Source organism: Plantibacter sp. lyk4-40-MEA-4, assembly GCF_030209415.1.
GTDB classification, from domain to species: Bacteria; Actinomycetota; Actinomycetes; order Actinomycetales; family Microbacteriaceae; genus Plantibacter; species Plantibacter flavus_A.
Genome location: NZ_JARVSA010000011.1, coordinates 102,107 through 120,655, shown reverse-complemented (window position 1 = coordinate 120,655; position 18,549 = coordinate 102,107). Strand labels below are relative to the sequence as shown.

The following is an 18,549-nucleotide window of genomic DNA, read 5'->3' as shown; positions in this document are numbered from 1 at the left end:
GGTGCTGAGATCATCTGACTCCCGCAATCCGAGTGAATCGTCTGGTTCGACCATGAACGACCTTTGAGCTTCCCGACCGTTTCCCGGATGACGATCGTGTACAGGCTCCATGCCCGACACCACCTCAGGGTCGCGTGAGCAACGCCTCCAGCGCGGGTCGGGCCTCAGCCTCGGAGATGTGTCCGGCGACGACGAGTTCCGCGAGCCCGTGGACCGCGGCCCAGACCGCCGTGGTCAGGGCGGCGATGACCTGCGGCTCGGCACCGGGGGCCAGCGACGCCGTCGTCTCGGCGAGCAGCGCCTCGACGCCACCGATGAGTGGCGCCATAGCCTCGCTGGGTGAGCCGGGGACACAGACTTCGGGGTCGTAGATCAGGCGGAACCGCTCCGGATGCTGCGCCGCGTAGTGCACATACGTCGAACCGATCCGGACGGCCGTCTCCTGTGGGTCTCGACCCGTCGTCGCCTCCCGCTCCTCGCGCATGGCGTCCAAGAGCTCGGCCATGCCGCGTTCGCTCAACCGTTTCAGGAGCGCGGTCCGGTCGCCGAAGTGGTGGTACGGCGCGTTGTGACTGACTCCGGCGCGACGTGCGACCTCTCGCAGGCTCAGCGTGGCATGGCCGTGCGTCCGCATGAGTTCGAGCGCAGCGTCCTCGAGCGCCGGCCCGAGGTTGCCGTGGTGGTACGCCGTCGTCGATCTTGACACAAGCAACATCGTACCCGTACCGTCGGTTCCGACCAGAAGTGGACAGTGTCCAGATTCTTGGCACTGTCCAGACCTACAACTGATGGAGAACTGATGCCCACCCTCGTCATCGACGGACACCCGAACCCCGGGTCTCTGTGCGCCGCCCTCGCCGCGAACTACGCGGAGGCGCACGGCGACGCGACCGTCCTCGCCGTGCGCGACCTCGCGTTCGACCCGAACCTCCGCCTCGGGTACACCCGGCGTCAAGACCTGGAGCCCGACCTCGAACGAGCGTGGGAGCAGATCCTCGCCGCGGACCACCTCGTGATCGTGGCGCCGGTCTGGTGGGGATCGGTGCCGGCGCTGCTCAAGGGGTTCTTCGATCGCCTGCTGCTTCCCCGTCGCGCCTACCGGACCAAGGACAACGGTCTCCCCGAGGGACTGCTCGCCGGCCGCTCGGGGCGGGTGATGGTCACGACCGACTCGCCGTGGTGGTACCTCCCGCTCGTCGGCGACACGACGGTGAAGCAACTCCGCACCACCACCCTCAGGTTCTGCGGGGTCAAGCCCGTCGCCGTGAACCGGTTCGGTCGGGTGAAGGATTCGACCGTGGAGCAGCGTCGGCGGTGGCTCGCGAAGGCGGCACAGAACGGTCGTGCCGACGCGGCGCGACGGAGTTCTCGTTCCTCCGCTGCGGCCGCAGAACTGGTCAGTGGCCGTCGACCAACCGGATGAAGGCACTGAGCTCGGCGACGCCCTCCGGCGTGACCGGCAGGTACTCGGTGAGTGCGGGGGAGTGCACGAGGTACGCCGCCCACTGGGCGCGGGAGATACCGACGTTCAGTCGGTTCTTCATCAACAGGAACGACATGCCCCTCGGGACGTCGGCGGGTGAGGACGCGGCCAGCGAGACGATCGCGATGACGGCCTCCTGACCCTGGAACTTGTCGACGGTCCCGACGCGCACCGCCTCGAACCCGGCCGCGTCGAGCGTCGCTCGGACGACGGCGACGTGGGCGTTGTAGGGACAGACGACGATGATGTCGGCCTCGCTCACCGGGTCGTCGATGCGGCCGGCATCCGGATCGGTCCAGCGGAGCCCGATGGTCGACCGGACGAGCTCCGCGACGCGGTCGGCCTCCTCCTGCGAACTCGTCGCGTTTCCGACGTGATGGACCGGGACGACGTGCAGCCCCGGCGCACGACCCTCCAGACGACGCTTCGTCGTGGCCGCCGCTGAGCGCAGCTCGCCACCGTATGACAAGCGCGAGACCGGCTCGGTGACCGCGGCGTCCATCCGCCAGGTCTCGTGGAGGAAGTAGCCGAGTTCCGGAGGAAGGACGTCGCGACCGTCGGCCACGAATCCGAGGGCCGAGGTGTCGATCGGTTCGGGATGCGTCCCCTGGCTCACCTGCGGCAGCTGCTGCGGGTCGCCCAGGAGCAGGAGGTTCCGCGCGGCTACGCTCGCCGCGATCGTGTAGGCGAGCGAGAACTGACCGGCCTCGTCGACGACGAGCAGGTCGAGCGACCTCCGGTCGAACCGGTTGGGATTACTGAAGTCCCAGGCCGTCCCGCCGATGACGAAGCCGCCGGTCTGCTCGGCCATGAACGCGCCATGACCATTGGCCGGGAGGACGGTGTAGCCGCGCTCAGCATCCGGGTCGGCACCGGATCGCAGGGTCTTCGCCACGAGCGCGGGGGAGAGCCCCGCCTTCACCACACGCTCGAGGAGGTTCTCGACGACGTCGTGCGACTGCGCCACGACCCCGATCCGCCAGCCGTGCTGCTGCACGAGGGCCGTGATGACGTGCGAGGCGACGTAGGTCTTGCCGGTTCCAGGCGGCCCCTGGACGGCGAGCGCCGAGTCGTCGAGGTCGAGCAACGCGGCGGTCACGTCCTCGATCGTGCGCCCGTCTCCGCGGTGGGGGAGCGGCTCACCCGAGCTCGTGCGGGGCGGTCGTCGCCGCAGGATGTCGACGACGCCGTCGTCCGGCCACCCTGGAGCGGCGTCGAGGACCGCTCGCCCCCACTCGGCGATCGCATCGACCTGTGTTCCGGGTCGCGGGGGAGGAGACGGCGTGAGCGCGACCGGCAGCTCCGTGTAGGGCTCACGATCCGTCTTGAGCGTCTCCTGGATGAGCAGGGAGTCGTCGTCGACCTCGAGGACCGTGATCTGTCCGGCCGGTCGGGAGCCGGGCTCGGCGCGGGGGAGCGTGTACGGTCCCGGGTGGTCGTAGACCGCGAACGGGTCGGCGCCGACCTTCACACTGCTGCCGGGGGCCCATCGGCCGCGGAGTCGCATGTGACGGCGGTCGCTGCGCTGCCGTCCCTCGCGGAACCAGTCGCGCTCGACGACTCCCGAGGTGACGGTGAAGACGTTCCGGGTGTCCTCCCATTCGTCGCGCGCGGCGATGAGTCGGGAGAAGTGCTCCTGCCAGAACGACTTGTGCTCACGCCGGTGGTAGTCGATGGCGGCCGCCGCGAGCGCATACGCGGTGGCGTCGTCGGAGCGTTCGGGGTCGAGGGGGTCTCCGGCCAACGCCGTCAGCGCGTCGTGGAGCGGCGTCGGTTCGTCCACCAGGGGCTCGGGTGCGTCGGTGACGAAGGTGCCCGGCAGCACGCCCCGTTCCGCACCGAGGTCGAGCAACCAGTTCCGCAGCCGACGGGTCGACTCGCAGTCGTACGCGTTGTACTCGGCGATCTCCGAGAGCTTCCGTTCGCCTTCGGCGACGAGCTCTGGGTCGTCGCTCCGACTCAGCTCGCGCGCCTCCGCGTAGGCCGTGATGGATGCCGCGGCGTCGGTGACGTCGCTGTCGCGGTGCTCCTCACCCATGTAGAGCGGCTCGAGCTTCTTGATCGAGTACGACCGCGATCCGACACGCACCGTCTTGCGGACGAACGGGTAGAGGTCGAACAGCACGGCCTCGCGGAGGAGGTCGTCGATCGTGTCCTCCCCGACCCCGTGCCGGGCGGCCAGCGAGAGCAGGTGCGTCCGCTCGTAGGCGGCGTAGTGATACACGTGCATGCCCGGGAACTCGGCACGGCGGGCGGTGAGGTAGGCGAGGAAGTCGATCAGCGCCGTCCGCTCCTCATGGAAGTCGTGCGCCCACCAGGATCGGAACCGGCCGTCGGTGTCGACCAGGCCGAACAGGTAGTCGATGCCCCACCTCGTGCGGACGCCCCGGCGGGCGTCACCCGGCTCGCCCTCGGTGTACAACGGGTCGCCCTCGAAGTCGAAGAAGACGTCGCCGGGATCGGGTTGCGGCAGGAGCCCGAGTGCCGTGGCGTCGTGCACACGGAACGCCGGCACGCCGGCGGCTGGTGACGGCTCGAGCTGCAGATGCGCCTGCTCGCGCAGCGCTGCGAGCGTGCTCTCGGCGATGCCGTCGACCGTCCCGCCGGCGCCACCCGACAGCCCGTGCGGCCCTGGTCGCTCGGTCGATCCGGTGAGCGTGAGCGACGCCAGATTGTCGATCGTGGCGATGCCGGCCGCCAGCAGGCGGTCGCGCTGCGTCAACCGGAGCCCGGCCACCAGCAGGACGTCACGTGAGGCCGTGATCTCGGCGTCGCACCACGCGCATCGTCCGCAGACGCTGTAGCGCTGGTCGCCCCAGGCCACCGGGGCGTCGGCTTCGAGCCGTTCGGCGACGATCCGCAGCAGGCGCGCACGACGGCGACGGTACACCGGCAGGATGTCGGCCACCGCGTGGGTGCTGACGGTGCCGTCTCCCAGGATGAGGTCGACGTCGTCGTCGACCGGGATCCCGGCCGTCTCCAGCTGCTCCACGTAGGCGGCGAGCTGGAGGAGGGCGGTGACCTTCGGCGAGCGCGCGAGTTTGGTGTCCTGCACGCGATACCGGCCGTCGGGCCGGCGCACGATGAAGTCGGCGAAGCCGATGAACGATCCGTCGAAGAACGCGGCCTGGAAGACGACCGGGGCTCCGTCGCGGAACGCCGTGATCGTCGAATCGACGGCTGCGGCGAGCGCCACCGTGTCTCGGACGTCGGGGCGGTCGAGCTCGACGACGCCGGTGCCGAACTCGGCGCGGTACGACTCGAGGACCCGCAGCTCGTGCTGGTCGCCGAGCTTGGAGGTCCGCATGAGCATCTCGTCCTCCGGCTCGACGATCGGTTCGATCCGACCGAGCTTCGCGTCGACCGTGCGCAGGAACGCGAACTCGCAGTGGGAGGCGTTGGAGAGGTCGCTGGCGCTCGTGATGGCGGAACCGTCGAGGAGGAACATCGGTGCGGTGGGTGCCTTTCGAGACGACTGCCGGGGGCTGGTCCGCCTCCGATCGCTGTCAGTCTGGCACGCACCACCGACCGCAGCGCCGCCGCGGGACGCAGGGTGACGCCAGCCGAGCGGGAGCCGTCTGTGGAGCGGCGTCGGGCGCGCTCGATCCCGCGTCCCCTAGCCTGGAGACGGACCACGACGCCATGGGACGGGAGTGCATCATGACCACCACGATCCAGGTCGTCGCGGGTGTCGCCACGCAGGACGACACCGTGCTCGCGTGCCGGCGGGCACCCGGGCGGGCGTCCGGTGGCCTGTGGGAGTTCCCCGGCGGCAAAGTCGAGGCCGACGAGCGGCCGCAGGACGCGCTAGCACGCGAGCTGCGCGAGGAGCTCGACGCCGACGTCGCTGTGGGGGCGCTGCTGGACCGCTCCACCGTCACCGTGGGCGAGCTCGTGATCGACCTCGCCTGCTACGAGGTCACCTTCCGCGGGGCACCCCCGGTCCACAGCACGGACCACGACGAACTGCGCTGGGTCACCCGCGAACGGCTCCTCGGGCTGGACTGGGCGACACCCGACCTCCCGATGGTCAGGCGACTCACCGCGAGCTGACCCCGGAGCCCCAGGGCGTCACTCGACCGCGTGGAGCGGGATGCGGGCGAGCGTGCGTCCGCTCAGCACGAGGTCGTCGTTGGTCGAGGTGACCGCCAGCTCGGTGACCGTCCACTCGAACAGGGTGACGTCGCGCCAACGCTCGAGGAACGCGGCGAGCGCCGCGGTCTCGGCGGCGTCGAGCTCATCGCGGAAGTGGTGCAGGCCCACCCCGACGAGCGGTGCGGGACGCCCGCCGACGGCCCGCTGGATGGGGGCGAAGGCGTCCGCGGTGGCGGGGAGGTAACAGCGCCCCCGGTTGAACCCGCCGATGACGGGGCCCGCCAGCCTGACCCGGAAGGGTGTGAACTCGCCGACGCTCGTCCGCAGCGCGTCGAGGAACCCGGAGTCCGCGTCGATGGAGGAGAGCGTCGCGTGCAACCGGTGTGCGCGTCGGAGCTCGATGCCTCGGGCGAGCTTGGGTGCGAAGGGTGCCGAGGCGAGGTCGGCCTCGTAGCTCAGGAAGATCGGATCGACGAACAGCCGTTCGACCGGGACGGGGACGACGACCGCCAGGCGCGCCTCGGCGTACCGCCCGCCACGGTAGACGCCGTCAGGACTCGCGGCGAGCGCGAGCGGGTGGTCGGCGTCGATCAGGGGGAGCTGGGCGTACCGGTAGCGCTCGTCGAAGGTCAGGGCCTCGCCCGGTCGGAAGGAGGAGCGGACGACGTCCCAGCTGCGGAGGGCGTCGTGCGAGTCCGATGACGTGTCCACACCGCTCGAGGCCGTTTCGGGGACATCGACCTCGAACGCCCGGTCGGCCGATCCGCCGGTCACCGTCCGGACCAGACCCGTCGCGACACCGGTCGGCAGCGCACCGATCGTGTTTCCGGACGCACCGGCGGAAGAGGGCATGTCGTGAGGTTAGTGGAGCCGTCAGCGCAGCACGTCGGTGACACCCCGAATTCGGGTGATCGACCCAATTCGCCGCACAGCCGAGCCGAACGCCGACACCGTCAGCCGATCAGCGCGCCTTGCCGACCTTCCAGTAGCCGCAGAACATGACACGGTCCCTGGGCATGCCACCACGGACCCAGAGCCGACGCACGTTCGCCGCCAGGGACTGCTCTCCGACGACCCACCCGTAGCACGGGGCGGGCGGCACCCCGAGGGCCGTCGCGGCGGCCAGCGCCGCTCGTCCGGGGACGTCGTGCGGATCCTCTCGGACCACCCACCGCAGCTCGACCCCGTCCGGGACACGCATGTCCTGCGCGTCCTCCGCGGAGGGGATCTCGACGATCGCCGTCCCGACGGTCGACGCCGGAAGCGAGGTCAGGATGCCGGCGACGGCGGGGAGCCCGGTCTCGTCGGCGACCAACAGCACTCGATCCACGTCGGCCGGGAGGTTGAACATGCGCCCCTCGTCCAGCAGCCCCACCACATCGCCCACCTCGCACGACTGGGCCCAGCTCGCCGCGGGCCCCGCAGTCCCCTCGGCGGCCGACCCGTGGATGACGAAGTCGATGTCCAACTCCGGCCCGTCGGGGCCGTCGCGACGGAAATCCCGCACCGTGTAGTTCCTGAGCACCGGTCGCACGGACTTGGAGATCGCGAGGTACTTGGCGTAGGCCAGCATGTCGAGCTTGGTCGGCAGCCGCTCGAGACCGCCCTCGGAGACCGGTATGAAGAACCGGAACCACTGGTCGTACCCGAGGAAGGTGAAGTCGGCGATGTCACCGCCACCGAGGGTGACCCTGGCGATGTTCGGTGAGACGCGCGAGCGGCGGACGACCCGCAGCGTGAGGAGGGTCGCCGCCTCGGGTTTGATGCGCGCCGTCTCGGCATTCGTGCGAGCCACTCGAGCCCCTTCCTCAGGCGGCTCCGACAGCCGCGACTGAGGCTACCCTAACTCAGGTCACCCTTACTTGGAGGAGTCGGGTTCGGCAGCGGCGACCTTCCGGGAACGGGCGTCGAGTGACGCGAACACGAGCGCCACGACCACGAAGCCGATCGTGACGAGGGTGCTGTTGCGATACGCGTCGTGATAGACGTCGAGCGACGCACCGGAGGCGCCGCCGTCGTTCTCGGAGTACACCGTCGCGTAGAACGTCGCCGTCGCGGCGGCGAGTCCCACCGCGGTCCCGATGCGCTGGCCGAGCTGGCCGATCGATCCGGCGACACCACCGGAGGCCACGGGGATGTCCGCGAGCATCAGTGTCTGGTTGGGGGAGATGACCGCGCCACCGCCGATGCCGGCGAGGAGCATCGCGGCACCCATCGCGTACGGCGTGATCTCCGGGGGCGTGATGAAGGCGAGGAATGAGTTGAGACTGAACCCCACCACGACCAGCACGAGCCCACCGACGACCAGGGGGCGTCCGAGTCGGTCGACGACCCGACCGCTCAACCACGAGCTGACGGCCGAGGCGAGGGCGAAGGGGATCGTGATCATGCCCGCGAAGACCGGCTCGAGCCCGAGCCCCTGCTGCACGAACAGCGTGAGCGTGAGGAAGGTGGCCGGCATCGCCGCGAAGTACGTCGTGGAGATCAGGACGCCGTTGCGGTAGCTGCCGAGCTTGAACAGGGAGAAGTCGACGACGGGTGTCTTCCCGGCGCGTTGATAGCGACCCTCCCACCACGCGAAGAGGCCGGCGAAGACGGCGAACGCGACCAGCAGCCACCAGCGCGCCGGGTCGTCGCCCGGGGAACCGGTCGTCAGGACGAAGGGCAGCATGAGCGAGAGCACGGCGAGACCGAGGAACACGATGCCCACCGGATCGAGCGATCCGGCGCCCGCCTCGTGCGGCTGCTGCTTGGGCAGCAGTCGCGCGGCGATCGGCAACAGGATGATCGCGAGCGGGACGTTCATCCAAAAGAGCAGGCGCCAGCCGTCCTCCGGGCCGCCGATGGCGATGAGCAGGCCGCCGAGCGTCGGTCCGAACGCCGTCGAGAGGCCGATGATGGCTCCGAAGAGACCGAAGGCGCGGCCACGCTCCTTGCCGACGAACAGCTGCTGGATGAGCCCGATGACCTGCGGCATCAGCAGGCCCGCAGCGATGCCCTGGAGGATCCGTCCGCCGATGAGGATCCCGACGTTCGGTGCGACGGCGCAGGCGAGACTGGCCGCTCCGAACACACTCAGGCCGATCATGAACATGCGACGCCGGGAGTGCAGGTCGCCGTAGCGCCCGGCGGGCACGAGGATCAGACCGAACGCCAGGGCGTACCCGGCGACGATCAGCTGCAGGGCGGTCGGGCCGGCGTCGAGCGCCTGCTCGATCGACGGCAGTCCGACGTTGACCTTCGAGAGGTCGAGGATCGTGAGGGCGGCGACCGACACGCAGATGGCGAACGCGCGCCATTTCGTCCGGTCGTCGGGGGCGGTTCGCTCGTCAGTCATCCTGGCCAGCCTAGGCCCGCGTCAACCCGGTCCGCCCCGGCTTGACGGGCGCGGATCCACCGTCCTGTGCAGCATCTTCGGGCTCAGAACCGGCGCAGACGATGACGGGGCAGCCGTCACGGGCTACGCTCGGAAGATGCATATGGATGCCCCTCGCGGGCTGCAGGACCCCGACGAACTGGCCGAACGACACCGCATGCTGGCCGAGTCGCCGGCACTCGCGCCGCTGCGCGACTGGTCGGACGCGATGATGACCCGCCGAGGACGGCGGCAGGCGGACCTCGTCCTCCCGCTCGTCGACCCGGCCGATGCGGCCGTCAACGCGAAGACACTGATCCTCCTCGACGCCCCGGGGACCCTCGCCCCCGACAGCCTCGACGCTCCGGGATCCGGGTTCGCCTCGGTCGACAACGACGACCCGATCGCCGAGAGCCTCTGGAATCTGCGCAACGACATCGGCTTCGACGACGTCATGGTGTGGAACATCGTCCCGTGGTACCTGAGCGCCGGGCGGAAGAAGCCGAACGCGCCCGAGGTCGCCCAGGGCGCGATGGAACTGCGCGCCCTCCTGCCGCTCCTCAAGAACCTGCGCGTCGTCGTCCTCTGCGGACCCCACGCTCAGGACGGTTGGTGGAAGCACGTCGAGCCACTGCTCGGCAACACGTACAGCGCCTTCAACGCTCCGCACCCCTCGCCATTGTCGCTGAAGCAGCCGGGTCGTCGCGAGGAGATCGAGAAGGTCTTCGCCCGCGCCAAACAGGTCGCCGGCTGATCACACGCCCCTTTCGCAACCCCCTCGCCCGTCGGGCGAGGGGGTTGCGTGCATCTGAGGCCTCGTTAGGGTCGATGGACGAGGAGAGGAGCATCACATGGACATCGGCACCATCGCCATCCTCGCCGCGCTCGTCCTCCTGGCGGTCGCGGCCGTCTGGTACGTGTCACGGCGAGACCACGCCGCGCGTTCGGCCGACGAACACCATTCGCACGACAACGACGCGGAGGTCGAGCGCGAACGCGCGAGGGGCCTCGCGGAGGGCACCGGCGGCGTGCCCCGTCGTGGCGGTGGCCCGATGGGGTTCTGACCCCGCGAACGCACAGGAACGGTCGCCCCCCCCGCGAGGGATGGCGACCGTTCCGCACGTTCGGCGGTGAACTCTAGACGAGCGGCGGGAGGCCTGCTGCGACGCGAGCGCCCAGCGTGCCGTCGACGGCGGTCCAGTAGGCGATGACACGCTCGCGGAGATCCGCTCGCGTCACCTTCGAGACGTGCCCGATGATGTTGCCGACGAGACGGTCGCGGGCGGCGTCGTCGAGCACCTCGCGCACGAGGGTCCCGGCCTGACCGAAGTCGTCGTCCTCGGCGTGCAGCGTCGCGGCTGCCCGCACGAGCTCGCCGTCGGACTGCCAGCCGTTGGACTCAGCGGCACGCGCAGGGTCGGCGTGGGCGCCACCGACGGAGTTCGGTGCGTAGACCGGCGCGTCCGCGTCGTTGAAGGTGTAGCGCATGGCGCCTTCCTTCGAGTACGTGTGCACCGGCGCATGCGGGGCGTTCACCGGCAGCTGTGCGTGGTTGGTGCCCACGCGGTAGCGGTGTGCGTCCGCGTAGCTGAAGATGCGGGCGAGGAGCATCTTGTCGGGGCTCGCAGCGATCCCGGGGACGAAGTTCGACGGCGCGAAGGTCGCCTGCTCGATCTGCGCGAAGTAGTTCTCCGGGTTGCGGTCGAGGGTCATCTTGCCGACCTCGATGAGCGGGTAGTCGCTGTGCGGCCAGACCTTGGTGAGGTCGAACGGGTTGAAGCGGTAGCCCGCGGCGTCGGCGTACGGCATGACCTGCACGGAGAGCGTCCAGCTCGGGTGCTCGCCGCGGGTGATCGCCTCGGAGAGGTCGCGGATGTGGAAGTCGGCGTCCTCGCCGGCGATCTGGTCGGCCTGGTCCTGCGTGAGGATCTCGATGCCCTGGTCGGTCTTGAAGTGGTACTTCACCCAGAAGCGCTCGCCTGCGGCGTTGACCCACTGGTAGGTGTGCGACCCGAACCCGTCCATGTGCCGCCAGGAGCCCGGAAGACCGCGGTCGCCCATGAGCCAGGTGACCTGGTGTGCGCTCTCGGGGGAGAGCGTCCAGAAGTCCCACTGCATGTCGTGGTCGCGCAGGTGCGAGCCCGGGAGTCGCTTCTGCGAGCGGATGAAGTCGGGGAACTTGATGCCGTCGCGGATGAAGAACACCGGCGTGTTGTTGCCGACCAGGTCGTAGTTGCCCTCGCTCGTGTAGAACTTCAGCGCGAAGCCGCGGGGGTCGCGCCAGGTGTCGGGGCTGCCCTGCTCACCGGCGACGGTGGAGAAGCGTGCGAGCATCTCGGTCTCGACGCCCGGCTGGAACAGTGCGGCACGCGTGAACCGGGAGACGTCGCCGGTCGTGACGAACCGTCCGAACGCACCACCGCCCTTGGCGTGGACGACACGCTCCGGTACCCGTTCGCGGTTGAACTGCGCGAGCTTCTCGACCAGGTAGTGGTCGTGGAGCGCGATCGCTCCGTCTGCGCCGACGCTCTGGGAGTGCTCGTCGCTCGCGACGGGTGCTCCGCTGTTGGTGGTGGTGTAGCTGGTCTCGGACATGTCTCTCCTCGAGGGTGGGGCTGGTCGGACGGTCGGATGGATTCAGCACTGCCACCCTTGCGGTGACAGCTGACGATCGGCATGGAGGTGCCGTCGAGTGGTCTGTGGAACGGTGTCAGGCGGCATCCGCCTGGCACGCGGGGCATACTCCCCAGAACGTGATCTCGGCCGCATCGATCAGGTACCCCGCCGCGTCGTCCGGGTGCATGCATGGCGCCGCGCCCTGCGTACAGTCGACGTCGACCACGGCGCCGCACGAGCTGCACACCAGATGATGGTGGTTGTCGTCGACGCGCAGCTCGTACCGGCCGGGATGGCCGTCCGGTTCGATCCTGCGCACGAGGCCGGCTGCGACGAAGGCGTTGAGCACGCTGTACACGGCCTGTGGGGAGGTCTGCGGTGCTCGCGGCTTCAGGGAAGCGACGACCTGCTCCACGTCGGCGTGCGGTGTCCGGGCGAGGATCTCGAGGACGGCGAGACGTCCCGTGGTCACCCGCAGCCCGGCGGCCCGGATCCTCGTGTGGAAGTCGTTCGTCGCCGACTCCACCTCCGATCCGTTCATGCAGCCACCGTACCGAGTTGTTTTGAATTAGTCAAAATAAGGACTTCCCCTCCGCATTGTCCCGCAGCCAGCCCAACTCTAATATCAGATATGAGTGATGGACCGATGGGTGACGCCGGATGTGGAGAACTCCCGGTCACGACGGGCGAGCGCCGGGCTAGAGCTCGACCGTCAGCAGAGGTCGAAGCGAACGTCGAGTCTCCTCGGCCATGTCCACGGAGTCACGATCGAGCAGCCACTGCAGCTGGAGACCGTCCATCATCGCGATGAGCATGCGCGCTGCACTCGCGGGTTCGACGCCGTCCACCAGCTGACCCTCGCGCGCCATCACCTCGAAGGAGACGGTCATCCCGTCGATCAACCAGCTGTACCGCCGGACGAAGTGTTCGTGCGCCGGGTGGTCCGGTGAAGTCGCCTCGGCGGACAGGACGCAGTGGAGCTCGACGAGACCGGGGACGCGCATGTTGTGCTCGACGAGGCGGAGGAGCCCGCGGATACCTTCGATGCCGCTCCCGATCTCGATGCCCGACTCCTCGCGATCCCGGTCGTCACGGAAGTCGAGGATCGCGGCGAGCAGATCGTTCTTGGTCGAGAAGTGGTGGAGGAGGCCGGCCTGGCTCATGCCCACGCGCTCCGCGACCTCGCGGAGCGATCCGCTGCGGAAGCCCTGCTCGGCAAAGACGTCCATCCCCGCCTCGAGGATCTCCCGGCGTCGTGCCGCCGTCTTGGCGTAGCTGCCGCGGGAGCGGCCCGTCTGCGTCACCGTCATCCTGCGATCGTATCGGGCGTGCGGTCCGCCGGCGAAGGGTCCCGAGGCACCCCCAGCCCGGTACTTCCCCAGGTCCCTGTCGTACGGTGTCGCCATGAGACGCCGCATCGAGCCCGTGTACGACACCGCCGTCGGTGTCGGTCGCTCCCTCTTCGGCTTCTGGCGCCTGCGCCGTCACACCAGCGGCATCGAGCACCTGCCCGACGAGGGTGGTGCGGTGATCGCGATGACCCACTTCGGGTACCTCGAGTTCGCACTCGTCGAGTGGGCGACCGTGCTCCACAACCGCCGCCGCATCCGGTTCATGGCCAAGCAGGGCGCCTTCGACCAGCCCATCGTGGGCCGTCTCCTCCGGAGCATGCGGCACATCGCCGTCGACATGCGTGCCGGTGCGGCCGCCTATGCCGACGCCGTCGCAGCGCTCCGCAGCGGCGAGCTGGTCGGGGTCTTCCCCGAGGCCGGCGTCAGCGCCTCGTTCACCGTCCGCGAGCTCAAGTCGGGCGCGGTCCGCCTCGCACAGGAGGCCGGCGTGCCGATCATCCCCGTCGCGGTCTGGGGTGGTCATCGCCTCCTGACGAAGAACCACCGGGTCGGCTTCCGCGAACGGTTCGGGGTCCCCGTGCACTTCTCGTTCGGCGAGCCGATCACCGTCGCGCCCGGCGCCGATGTGGGCGCGAGCACCGAGCAGCTCCGCGACCGCCTCCAGGGCATGATCGACGAGCTGCAACGCGACTATCCCGTCGACGGCACCGGGGCGTGGTGGCAACCTCGCGCTCTGGGTGGGACGGCTCCGACGCCTGCCGAGGCTGCAGCCGCCGACCTCGAACGCGAGCGCCGACGCGAGGCGCGTCGGCAGACGACGAGCTGAGCGGACGTCCGCCGCGGTCTATCCTGTGGAGGTGCCACCTCTGACCTCGTCGACCCACCCCGCAGGGCGTCGTCGCTCTGCCAGCCCGCGCCCCGAGCGGAGCGTGGCACCGTGAGTCGTGGGTGGAACGGCTTCGTCGCGAAGTCGACGTGGCTCCCGAAGTCCTGGCGCGAACGCGCTGAACGCGCGCTGGCGGAGACCCCCGCGGCGCCGGTCGCACCGGACACGAACGACGCCGAGTCCGTAGCCGACCACTCGCCACGGCGCACGCCGGATCCCACGCCTCGGCCGACGCCGACGCCCGAGGCGCTGCAGCCCGACGACTCGGCGCCACTGGACGGCGGTGACGCGCACGCACCCCGGACGCCCGTCGCCGGCACGGACGTCGACGAGGCGACCTCAGGAGACGCGCGGTCCACGACCCGCCTGGTGGACCCGGTCGCCCTCCCCGTCACCGCGTCAGCCCCGGTCGTCCCGCTGAGCGTCGCCATCACCGATTTCGAGCTCGCCGACGACTCCGTCATCGGCCCGGCATCCGTCCTCGACAACCTCGAACTCACGAAGGCCGCCGTGACCCGGGTCGCATCGGCGATCCTCACGACCGAGGGCCCGATCGCCGTCCCTCGCCTCGTGACCATCGTGGCTCGGCGCTTCGGCGTCGACCGACCGTCCGAGGAGTCCCGCACCGAGCTGTCAGCGCTGGTGACGGACGCGTTCGTCGTCCAGAACGGCTTCGCCTGGCCCACCGGACTCGACGTCGTCACGTGGCGAGGCGTCCGCCGGGTCGTGCATCGCGACCACCGCGCGGTCACCGACATCAGTCCCGCGGAGATCTGCAACGCCATGGAGCTCGTGATCACCGCGAGCCCCGATCACGAGGTCGACCGCGAGCAGCTGCCGATGCAGGCGGCGTCCGTGCTCGGCTACGGTCGCCTCGGTGAGACCGCTCGACGCTGGCTCGACCTGACACTCGCCCAGGCGGTGCTCCACGGTCGTCTCATCGAGGACGGCGAACGCATCCGCCTCCCCTGACACAGGTCGTTCAGCGGACGGGCGGACCCTGCTGGCCGAACGGCAGGCTCGTGTCGGTGACGCCGTCGATGAAGGCGTCCATGCGCTGAAGGTTGAACCGACCCTGGTCGTTGAGCAGGAACTGGTACTCGTGCTCGAGCCCTGGCCGGAAGTCCGGGTTGAAGATCATCGATTGCACATCCACACCGAGGCCCTGGAGCCTCGCCTTGAACTCGACCGACTGCGGGTAGAGCGGATCCCAGTTGCCGACCGTGATGTACGTCGGCGGATACTTCGCGGTCAGGTAGTCGACGACGGACGCGGACGCCACCTCCGGTCGGGTCTTGTAGTCGCGCGCACCGAAATACGACCAGAGCACCGTGTCGAGGAACCACCCGAAGCTGCCCTCGGCGTTGACCAGGCTGAGGTCGTACGCCCCGCACGCGAGGACCACCCCGGCGAGCTGCTCCGGCTCGATCGGCGATTCGACCTTGATGGAGCTGGCGTACTCGGAGCTCGTGACCACGTTCGCGACCTGAGCGGCGATCTGGGCACCGGCGGAGTCGCCGGCGAGGATGAGCTTGGACGAATCCACGTTGAGCGCGCGTGCGTTGGCGTCGAGGTAGCCGAGCGAGTCGGCGACCTGCTCGATGGGCAACGGGTACTGGCCCTCCGGCGCGATCGTGTACTCGACCGCGACCGCCGTGTACCCCTCTCCGGCCAGCACGCGCATGTAGTTGGAGATGAGTTCCTTGCTGCCGGAGATCCAGGCTCCGCCGTGCACCCACACGATCGTCGGGAGGGCCGCGCCACTCCCGCGGACGCCATCGGGCGTGTAGACGTCGAGCAGCGCGTCCGCGTCGCCGGAGCGGTACGGGATGTCCTGTCGGACGTCGACACCGTCGGGGACGTACTTCACGAGGTCCGATTGCACGACCTTCGCCCGCTCGTCGAAGGCCATGCGGATGACCATCGAGCCGGGCCACGGGGTCAGCTGCAACCAGACGAAGACCACCAGCGCGATGGCGAGGATCACGCCGATGATCCAGAACATCGTGTTGCGGACGACACGGAGGAAGCGCGCGAAGCCCGAGCGAGGGGGTGCTGTCCTCAAGCGATTCACCTCCTGGCGGGTCTGGACGGCGGCGCTGCCTGGCGGAACACGAACGTCCAGTCTCGCATTCGATCGGACACCCACTGCGCCCCGGAAGTTTTTCGACGGATTTCATGACGAATGCCCACTGAGCTGCGTCTTATCCGATGACCGGACATCATCACCGGTTTCCAACGCAGACGAAGGAGAACGCCATGAGTGCATCGGACAAGATCCAGAACGCCGCTGAGGACCTCGCGGGCAAGGCGAAGGAAGCCCTGGGCAAGGTCACCGGCGACGACAGCAAGGTCGCAGAGGGCAAGGCCGACCAGACGAAGGCCGACGCCAAGAAGGCCGGCGAGAATGTCAAGGACGCGTTCAAGCACTAGTCCTCGCGGTACAGTGGCTGCCCCCGCCCACCGGCGGGGGCGGTAACACGGTCGACCGGCACCCCGTTCGATCCAGCGATCACATTTGGAGACATCATGAGTTTTCTCGGCTTCCTGCTGCTCGGCCTCATCGCCGGCGCCATCGCCAAAGCAATCCTTCCGGGCCGTCAGGGTGGCGGTTGGTTGATCACGCTGCTGCTCGGCGTCGTCGGCGCACTGCTCGGCGGATGGCTCGGCGGCATCCTCTTCGGCGCGAACCTGCAGGAGTTCTTCTCGCTGCAGACGTGGCTCCTCGCCATCGGCGGTTCCATCGTCGTGCTCCTCATCTACGGTGCACTGACCCGCAACAAGAAGGCGTAAGCGCCTCCACACAGCACTCGGACGCCCGGCCCCTCCAGGGGGCCGGGCGTCCGTGCGTGCGGAGGTCGTCGCCGGCAGCTCGGTGTCCGCCGTTTCGGGGACTGTGTGGCGTCCCGAGTCCTGTCAGAATGTCTGATGTCCGATATCAGCATCTGATATGAGAGGAGGGGGTCTCATGGACTTCTACCGGAAGCTGCTCGAGCTGCTCCGCGCGATCTGCGGCTGGGTCTGACCCGCACGCACGAACGCCCGGTCCACCAGGACCGGGCGTTCGTGCGTCACGCTGCGACCGGAGTCAGGCGTGCTGGCCCTCGTGCTCGCCTTCGCCGATCTCCTCGACGAGCTTCGCATTGAAGGCCGGGAGGTCATCGGGCGTGCGGCTCGACACGAGTCCCTGGTCGACGACGACCTCCTCGTCCACCCAGGATGCACCCGCGTTGCGCAGATCCGTCTTCAGGCTCGGGTAGCTCGTGAGTTCGCGACCGCGGACGACGTCCGCCTCGATGAGGATCCAGGCGCCGTGGCAGATCACCCCGACCGGCTTGCCCTGCTTGAAGAAGGCCTTCGCGAAGGCGACCGAGGCCTCGTCCACGCGGAGGTCGTCCGCATTGACGACACCGCCGGGCAGCACCAGTGCGTGGTAGTCGTCGGAGGAGGCCTCGGCGACCGCGACGTCGACGGGCTGGACGTGTCCGTTCTTCCCGGTCACATCCTGGGTGGCGGGCGACACCAGTCGGGCGGTCGCTCCGGCTCCAGTGACCGCCTCCCAGGGGCTCGTCAGTTCACTGTCCTCGTAGCCGTCCGTGAGCAGGAAGGCCACCTGCTTGCCGTTGAGTTCTGCGCTCATCGTCGCTCCAATCCGTCAGCGTCGAGACACCGTCCGGCGCCTCGCCAGCGACGATACGCTCGGCCCCACCGCTCGGACCCGGGCTTCCGCCGAGCGCGAACGGGGTTGCTCAGGCGTCGCAGGCGATGCCGTCACCGTCCCGATCGAGGTCGTAGACGTCGCTCCCGACGACATACACCGGGCCGGGCGTGTACGCCGGGCCGTTGCCGCTCCCGCCGGCGCAGTCGACGTCGCTGGCGATCGGAACGCACTGCCCCTCGTAGTTCGGGTCGCACCCTCCACCGGCCGGCTCGGCGACCGGCGCAGGAGGCGGCGGAGCGGGTTGCCGCGTCCCGACGGACGTCACCTGCGCGATCGGTTGGACCGACACGAGCTGCGCGACGAGCTCTCGAGCGATCTCGACCCCGGCTCGCGTGGTGACGCGGTAGGTGTTCGTCTGCTGCCCGGGGACGCCCGCCGTCGTCACGACGACCTGACCGACGTCGATGTCCGGGTCCTGGACCTCGGTCACCGCGAACGGGATCTCCACCACCTCGGTCACCTCGGTGACGACGTCGGTCGGGGTGGGGGTCGGCGTGGCACTCGGTTCGGCGGCGGACGTCCCCTCCGGAGCCGACAACAGCGCCGCCGGCCGGGGCGCGACCGGGTGGATGGCCGCGTTGGCGCCACCACCCACGACGACCAGGCACAGGGCGGCACCGATCACCGCGGCCGCCATCCCGCGGTTGCGGATCCCGAGGGAGGAGACGCGACCACGGACGAGCGCGACCGCACCGATCACCATGGCCACCAGGGCGACGAGTGCGAGCATCGCCCAGAACGCGCCACCGACGGCGCTGACGAGCAACAGTGCTCCGACCAGGCTGAGCAGGACGATGTGGAGCGGACCGAGGTGGCGCGTCCGGGTCGCCACAGCAGCAGCAGGGACGGCGGCCGGGGGAGCGGGCACGGCCGCCGGCACGCGTTGCCCACCCCAGCCGACTCCGGTCCACCATCGTTGCTGGCCGGGCTGCTCAGGATCGGGATACCAGCCTGCGGGAGAAGTCATGCCCTGATGCTGGGGCCTGGAGCAGGACGGCACAAGGTCCCCGAGTGGGGCGGGAGGGGATTCCTCCCCCGCCG

The 18,549-nt window shown here is 69.4% G+C and carries 19 protein-coding genes; 8 read left to right on the top strand and 11 right to left on the bottom strand.

The annotated features are described in order from the left end of the window. Nucleotides 1–124: 124 nt before the first annotated feature. Nucleotides 125–706 carry a TetR/AcrR family transcriptional regulator gene (locus QRN44_RS17585; RefSeq protein ID WP_285039826.1) on the bottom strand — a complete coding sequence of 194 codons (582 nt, stop codon included), beginning with the start codon at nt 704–706 and terminating at the stop codon, nt 125–127. 93 nt (nt 707–799) lie between these two features. On the opposite strand from QRN44_RS17585, the gene QRN44_RS17580 reads away from it, so the two are divergent. Then, nucleotides 800–1,423 carry an NAD(P)H-dependent oxidoreductase gene (locus tag QRN44_RS17580; protein ID WP_071262030.1) on the top strand — a complete coding sequence of 208 codons (624 nt, stop codon included), beginning with the start codon at nt 800–802 and terminating at the stop codon, nt 1,421–1,423. On the opposite strand, the gene QRN44_RS17575 is transcribed toward QRN44_RS17580, so the two are convergent. Then, entirely contained in the window at nt 1,398–4,931 is a 3,534-nt protein-coding gene (locus QRN44_RS17575) for a TM0106 family RecB-like putative nuclease (RefSeq protein WP_285039823.1), read from the bottom strand. The genes QRN44_RS17580 and QRN44_RS17575 overlap by 26 nt on opposite strands. Before the next feature lie 212 nt (nt 4,932–5,143). Between QRN44_RS17575 and QRN44_RS17570 the strand changes: the two genes are divergently transcribed. After that, nucleotides 5,144–5,536, top strand: coding sequence for a (deoxy)nucleoside triphosphate pyrophosphohydrolase (locus QRN44_RS17570; protein ID WP_285039821.1), 393 nt, complete (start codon nt 5,144–5,146; stop codon nt 5,534–5,536). Between the two features lie 18 nt (nt 5,537–5,554). Here the strand turns inward: QRN44_RS17570 and QRN44_RS17565 are convergent, their stop codons facing one another. The 3 genes from QRN44_RS17565 to QRN44_RS17555 all read right to left on the bottom strand — a co-directional run bounded on the left by QRN44_RS17565 (nt 5,555) and on the right by QRN44_RS17555 (nt 8,915). After that, entirely contained in the window at nt 5,555–6,430 is an 876-nt protein-coding gene (locus QRN44_RS17565; RefSeq protein ID WP_285039820.1) for a hypothetical protein, read from the bottom strand. A gap of 109 nt (nt 6,431–6,539) precedes the next feature. Then, complete coding sequence (locus QRN44_RS17560) at nt 6,540–7,373, bottom strand: siderophore-interacting protein (protein WP_285039819.1); 834 nt, start codon at nt 7,371–7,373, stop codon at nt 6,540–6,542. A gap of 63 nt (nt 7,374–7,436) precedes the next feature. Further along, nucleotides 7,437–8,915, bottom strand: a complete 1,479-nt coding sequence (locus tag QRN44_RS17555; RefSeq protein ID WP_285039818.1) for an MFS transporter — start codon at nt 8,913–8,915, stop codon at nt 7,437–7,439. Nucleotides 8,916–9,051: 136 nt separating this feature from the next. On the opposite strand from QRN44_RS17555, the gene QRN44_RS17550 reads away from it, so the two are divergent. Both QRN44_RS17550 and QRN44_RS17545 read left to right on the top strand, forming a co-directional pair. After that, complete coding sequence (locus tag QRN44_RS17550; RefSeq protein ID WP_158596626.1) at nt 9,052–9,687, top strand: uracil-DNA glycosylase; 636 nt, start codon at nt 9,052–9,054, stop codon at nt 9,685–9,687. A gap of 97 nt (nt 9,688–9,784) precedes the next feature. Further along, nucleotides 9,785–9,997, top strand: a complete 213-nt coding sequence (locus QRN44_RS17545) for a hypothetical protein (protein WP_121292780.1) — start codon at nt 9,785–9,787, stop codon at nt 9,995–9,997. Between the two features lie 73 nt (nt 9,998–10,070). Here the strand turns inward: QRN44_RS17545 and QRN44_RS17540 are convergent, their stop codons facing one another. From QRN44_RS17540 to QRN44_RS17530, 3 genes are all read right to left on the bottom strand, one after another. After that, nucleotides 10,071–11,528: a catalase gene (locus QRN44_RS17540; RefSeq protein ID WP_079003741.1), complete on the bottom strand. Its 1,458-nt coding sequence runs from the start codon at nt 11,526–11,528 to the stop codon at nt 10,071–10,073. Nucleotides 11,529–11,643: 115 nt separating this feature from the next. Then, on the bottom strand, nt 11,644–12,090 hold the full coding sequence (locus QRN44_RS17535) for a Fur family transcriptional regulator (RefSeq protein ID WP_079003742.1): 447 nt from the start codon (nt 12,088–12,090) through the stop codon (nt 11,644–11,646). A gap of 157 nt (nt 12,091–12,247) precedes the next feature. Continuing rightward, the gene (locus tag QRN44_RS17530; protein ID WP_071262019.1) at nt 12,248–12,859 is read right to left on the bottom strand and encodes a TetR/AcrR family transcriptional regulator; all 612 of its coding nucleotides are present in this window, start codon (nt 12,857–12,859) and stop codon (nt 12,248–12,250) included. Between the two features lie 94 nt (nt 12,860–12,953). On the opposite strand from QRN44_RS17530, the gene QRN44_RS17525 reads away from it, so the two are divergent. After that, entirely contained in the window at nt 12,954–13,727 is a 774-nt protein-coding gene (locus QRN44_RS17525; protein ID WP_285039814.1) for a lysophospholipid acyltransferase family protein, read from the top strand. Nucleotides 13,728–13,838: 111 nt separating this feature from the next. Beyond that, nucleotides 13,839–14,759 (top strand): hypothetical protein, encoded by a 921-nt coding sequence (locus tag QRN44_RS17520; protein ID WP_285039813.1) that lies wholly within the window; start codon nt 13,839–13,841, stop codon nt 14,757–14,759. Nucleotides 14,760–14,769: 10 nt separating this feature from the next. Here the strand turns inward: QRN44_RS17520 and QRN44_RS17515 are convergent, their stop codons facing one another. Beyond that, nucleotides 14,770–15,852, bottom strand: a complete 1,083-nt coding sequence (locus tag QRN44_RS17515) for an alpha/beta hydrolase (protein ID WP_285039812.1) — start codon at nt 15,850–15,852, stop codon at nt 14,770–14,772. A gap of 194 nt (nt 15,853–16,046) precedes the next feature. On the opposite strand from QRN44_RS17515, the gene QRN44_RS17510 reads away from it, so the two are divergent. Next, the gene (locus tag QRN44_RS17510) at nt 16,047–16,220 is read left to right on the top strand and encodes a CsbD family protein (RefSeq protein ID WP_064294062.1); all 174 of its coding nucleotides are present in this window, start codon (nt 16,047–16,049) and stop codon (nt 16,218–16,220) included. A 96-nt stretch (nt 16,221–16,316) separates the two neighbouring features. Beyond that, complete coding sequence (locus tag QRN44_RS17505; RefSeq protein ID WP_079003747.1) at nt 16,317–16,580, top strand: GlsB/YeaQ/YmgE family stress response membrane protein; 264 nt, start codon at nt 16,317–16,319, stop codon at nt 16,578–16,580. A 295-nt stretch (nt 16,581–16,875) separates the two neighbouring features. On the opposite strand, the gene QRN44_RS17500 is transcribed toward QRN44_RS17505, so the two are convergent. Both QRN44_RS17500 and QRN44_RS17495 read right to left on the bottom strand, forming a co-directional pair. Next, nucleotides 16,876–17,427, bottom strand: coding sequence for a type 1 glutamine amidotransferase domain-containing protein (locus tag QRN44_RS17500; protein ID WP_121292790.1), 552 nt, complete (start codon nt 17,425–17,427; stop codon nt 16,876–16,878). 109 nt (nt 17,428–17,536) lie between these two features. Then, nucleotides 17,537–18,475, bottom strand: a complete 939-nt coding sequence (locus tag QRN44_RS17495; RefSeq protein WP_121292792.1) for a G5 domain-containing protein — start codon at nt 18,473–18,475, stop codon at nt 17,537–17,539. Between the last annotated feature and the right edge of the window lie 74 nt (nt 18,476–18,549).

What these genes read in the sequence shown, in the direction of transcription:
- QRN44_RS17580 (WP_071262030.1), top strand. Translation starts at nt 800, where the DNA reads ATGCCCACCCTCGTCATCGACGGACACCCGAACCCCGGGTCTCTGTGC.
- QRN44_RS17575 (WP_285039823.1), bottom strand. Translation starts at nt 4,931, where the DNA reads ATGTTCCTCCTCGACGGTTCCGCCATCACGAGCGCCAGCGACCTCTCC.
- QRN44_RS17570 (WP_285039821.1), top strand. Translation starts at nt 5,144, where the DNA reads ATGACCACCACGATCCAGGTCGTCGCGGGTGTCGCCACGCAGGACGAC.
- QRN44_RS17565 (WP_285039820.1), bottom strand. Translation starts at nt 6,430, where the DNA reads ATGCCCTCTTCCGCCGGTGCGTCCGGAAACACGATCGGTGCGCTGCCG.
- QRN44_RS17555 (WP_285039818.1), bottom strand. Translation starts at nt 8,915, where the DNA reads ATGACTGACGAGCGAACCGCCCCCGACGACCGGACGAAATGGCGCGCG.
- QRN44_RS17550 (WP_158596626.1), top strand. Translation starts at nt 9,052, where the DNA reads ATGCATATGGATGCCCCTCGCGGGCTGCAGGACCCCGACGAACTGGCC.
- QRN44_RS17545 (WP_121292780.1), top strand. Translation starts at nt 9,785, where the DNA reads ATGGACATCGGCACCATCGCCATCCTCGCCGCGCTCGTCCTCCTGGCG.
- QRN44_RS17540 (WP_079003741.1), bottom strand. Translation starts at nt 11,528, where the DNA reads ATGTCCGAGACCAGCTACACCACCACCAACAGCGGAGCACCCGTCGCG.
- QRN44_RS17535 (WP_079003742.1), bottom strand. Translation starts at nt 12,090, where the DNA reads ATGAACGGATCGGAGGTGGAGTCGGCGACGAACGACTTCCACACGAGG.
- QRN44_RS17530 (WP_071262019.1), bottom strand. Translation starts at nt 12,859, where the DNA reads ATGACGGTGACGCAGACGGGCCGCTCCCGCGGCAGCTACGCCAAGACG.
- QRN44_RS17525 (WP_285039814.1), top strand. Translation starts at nt 12,954, where the DNA reads ATGAGACGCCGCATCGAGCCCGTGTACGACACCGCCGTCGGTGTCGGT.
- QRN44_RS17510 (WP_064294062.1), top strand. Translation starts at nt 16,047, where the DNA reads ATGAGTGCATCGGACAAGATCCAGAACGCCGCTGAGGACCTCGCGGGC.
- QRN44_RS17505 (WP_079003747.1), top strand. Translation starts at nt 16,317, where the DNA reads ATGAGTTTTCTCGGCTTCCTGCTGCTCGGCCTCATCGCCGGCGCCATC.
- QRN44_RS17500 (WP_121292790.1), bottom strand. Translation starts at nt 17,427, where the DNA reads ATGAGCGCAGAACTCAACGGCAAGCAGGTGGCCTTCCTGCTCACGGAC.
- QRN44_RS17495 (WP_121292792.1), bottom strand. Translation starts at nt 18,475, where the DNA reads ATGACTTCTCCCGCAGGCTGGTATCCCGATCCTGAGCAGCCCGGCCAG.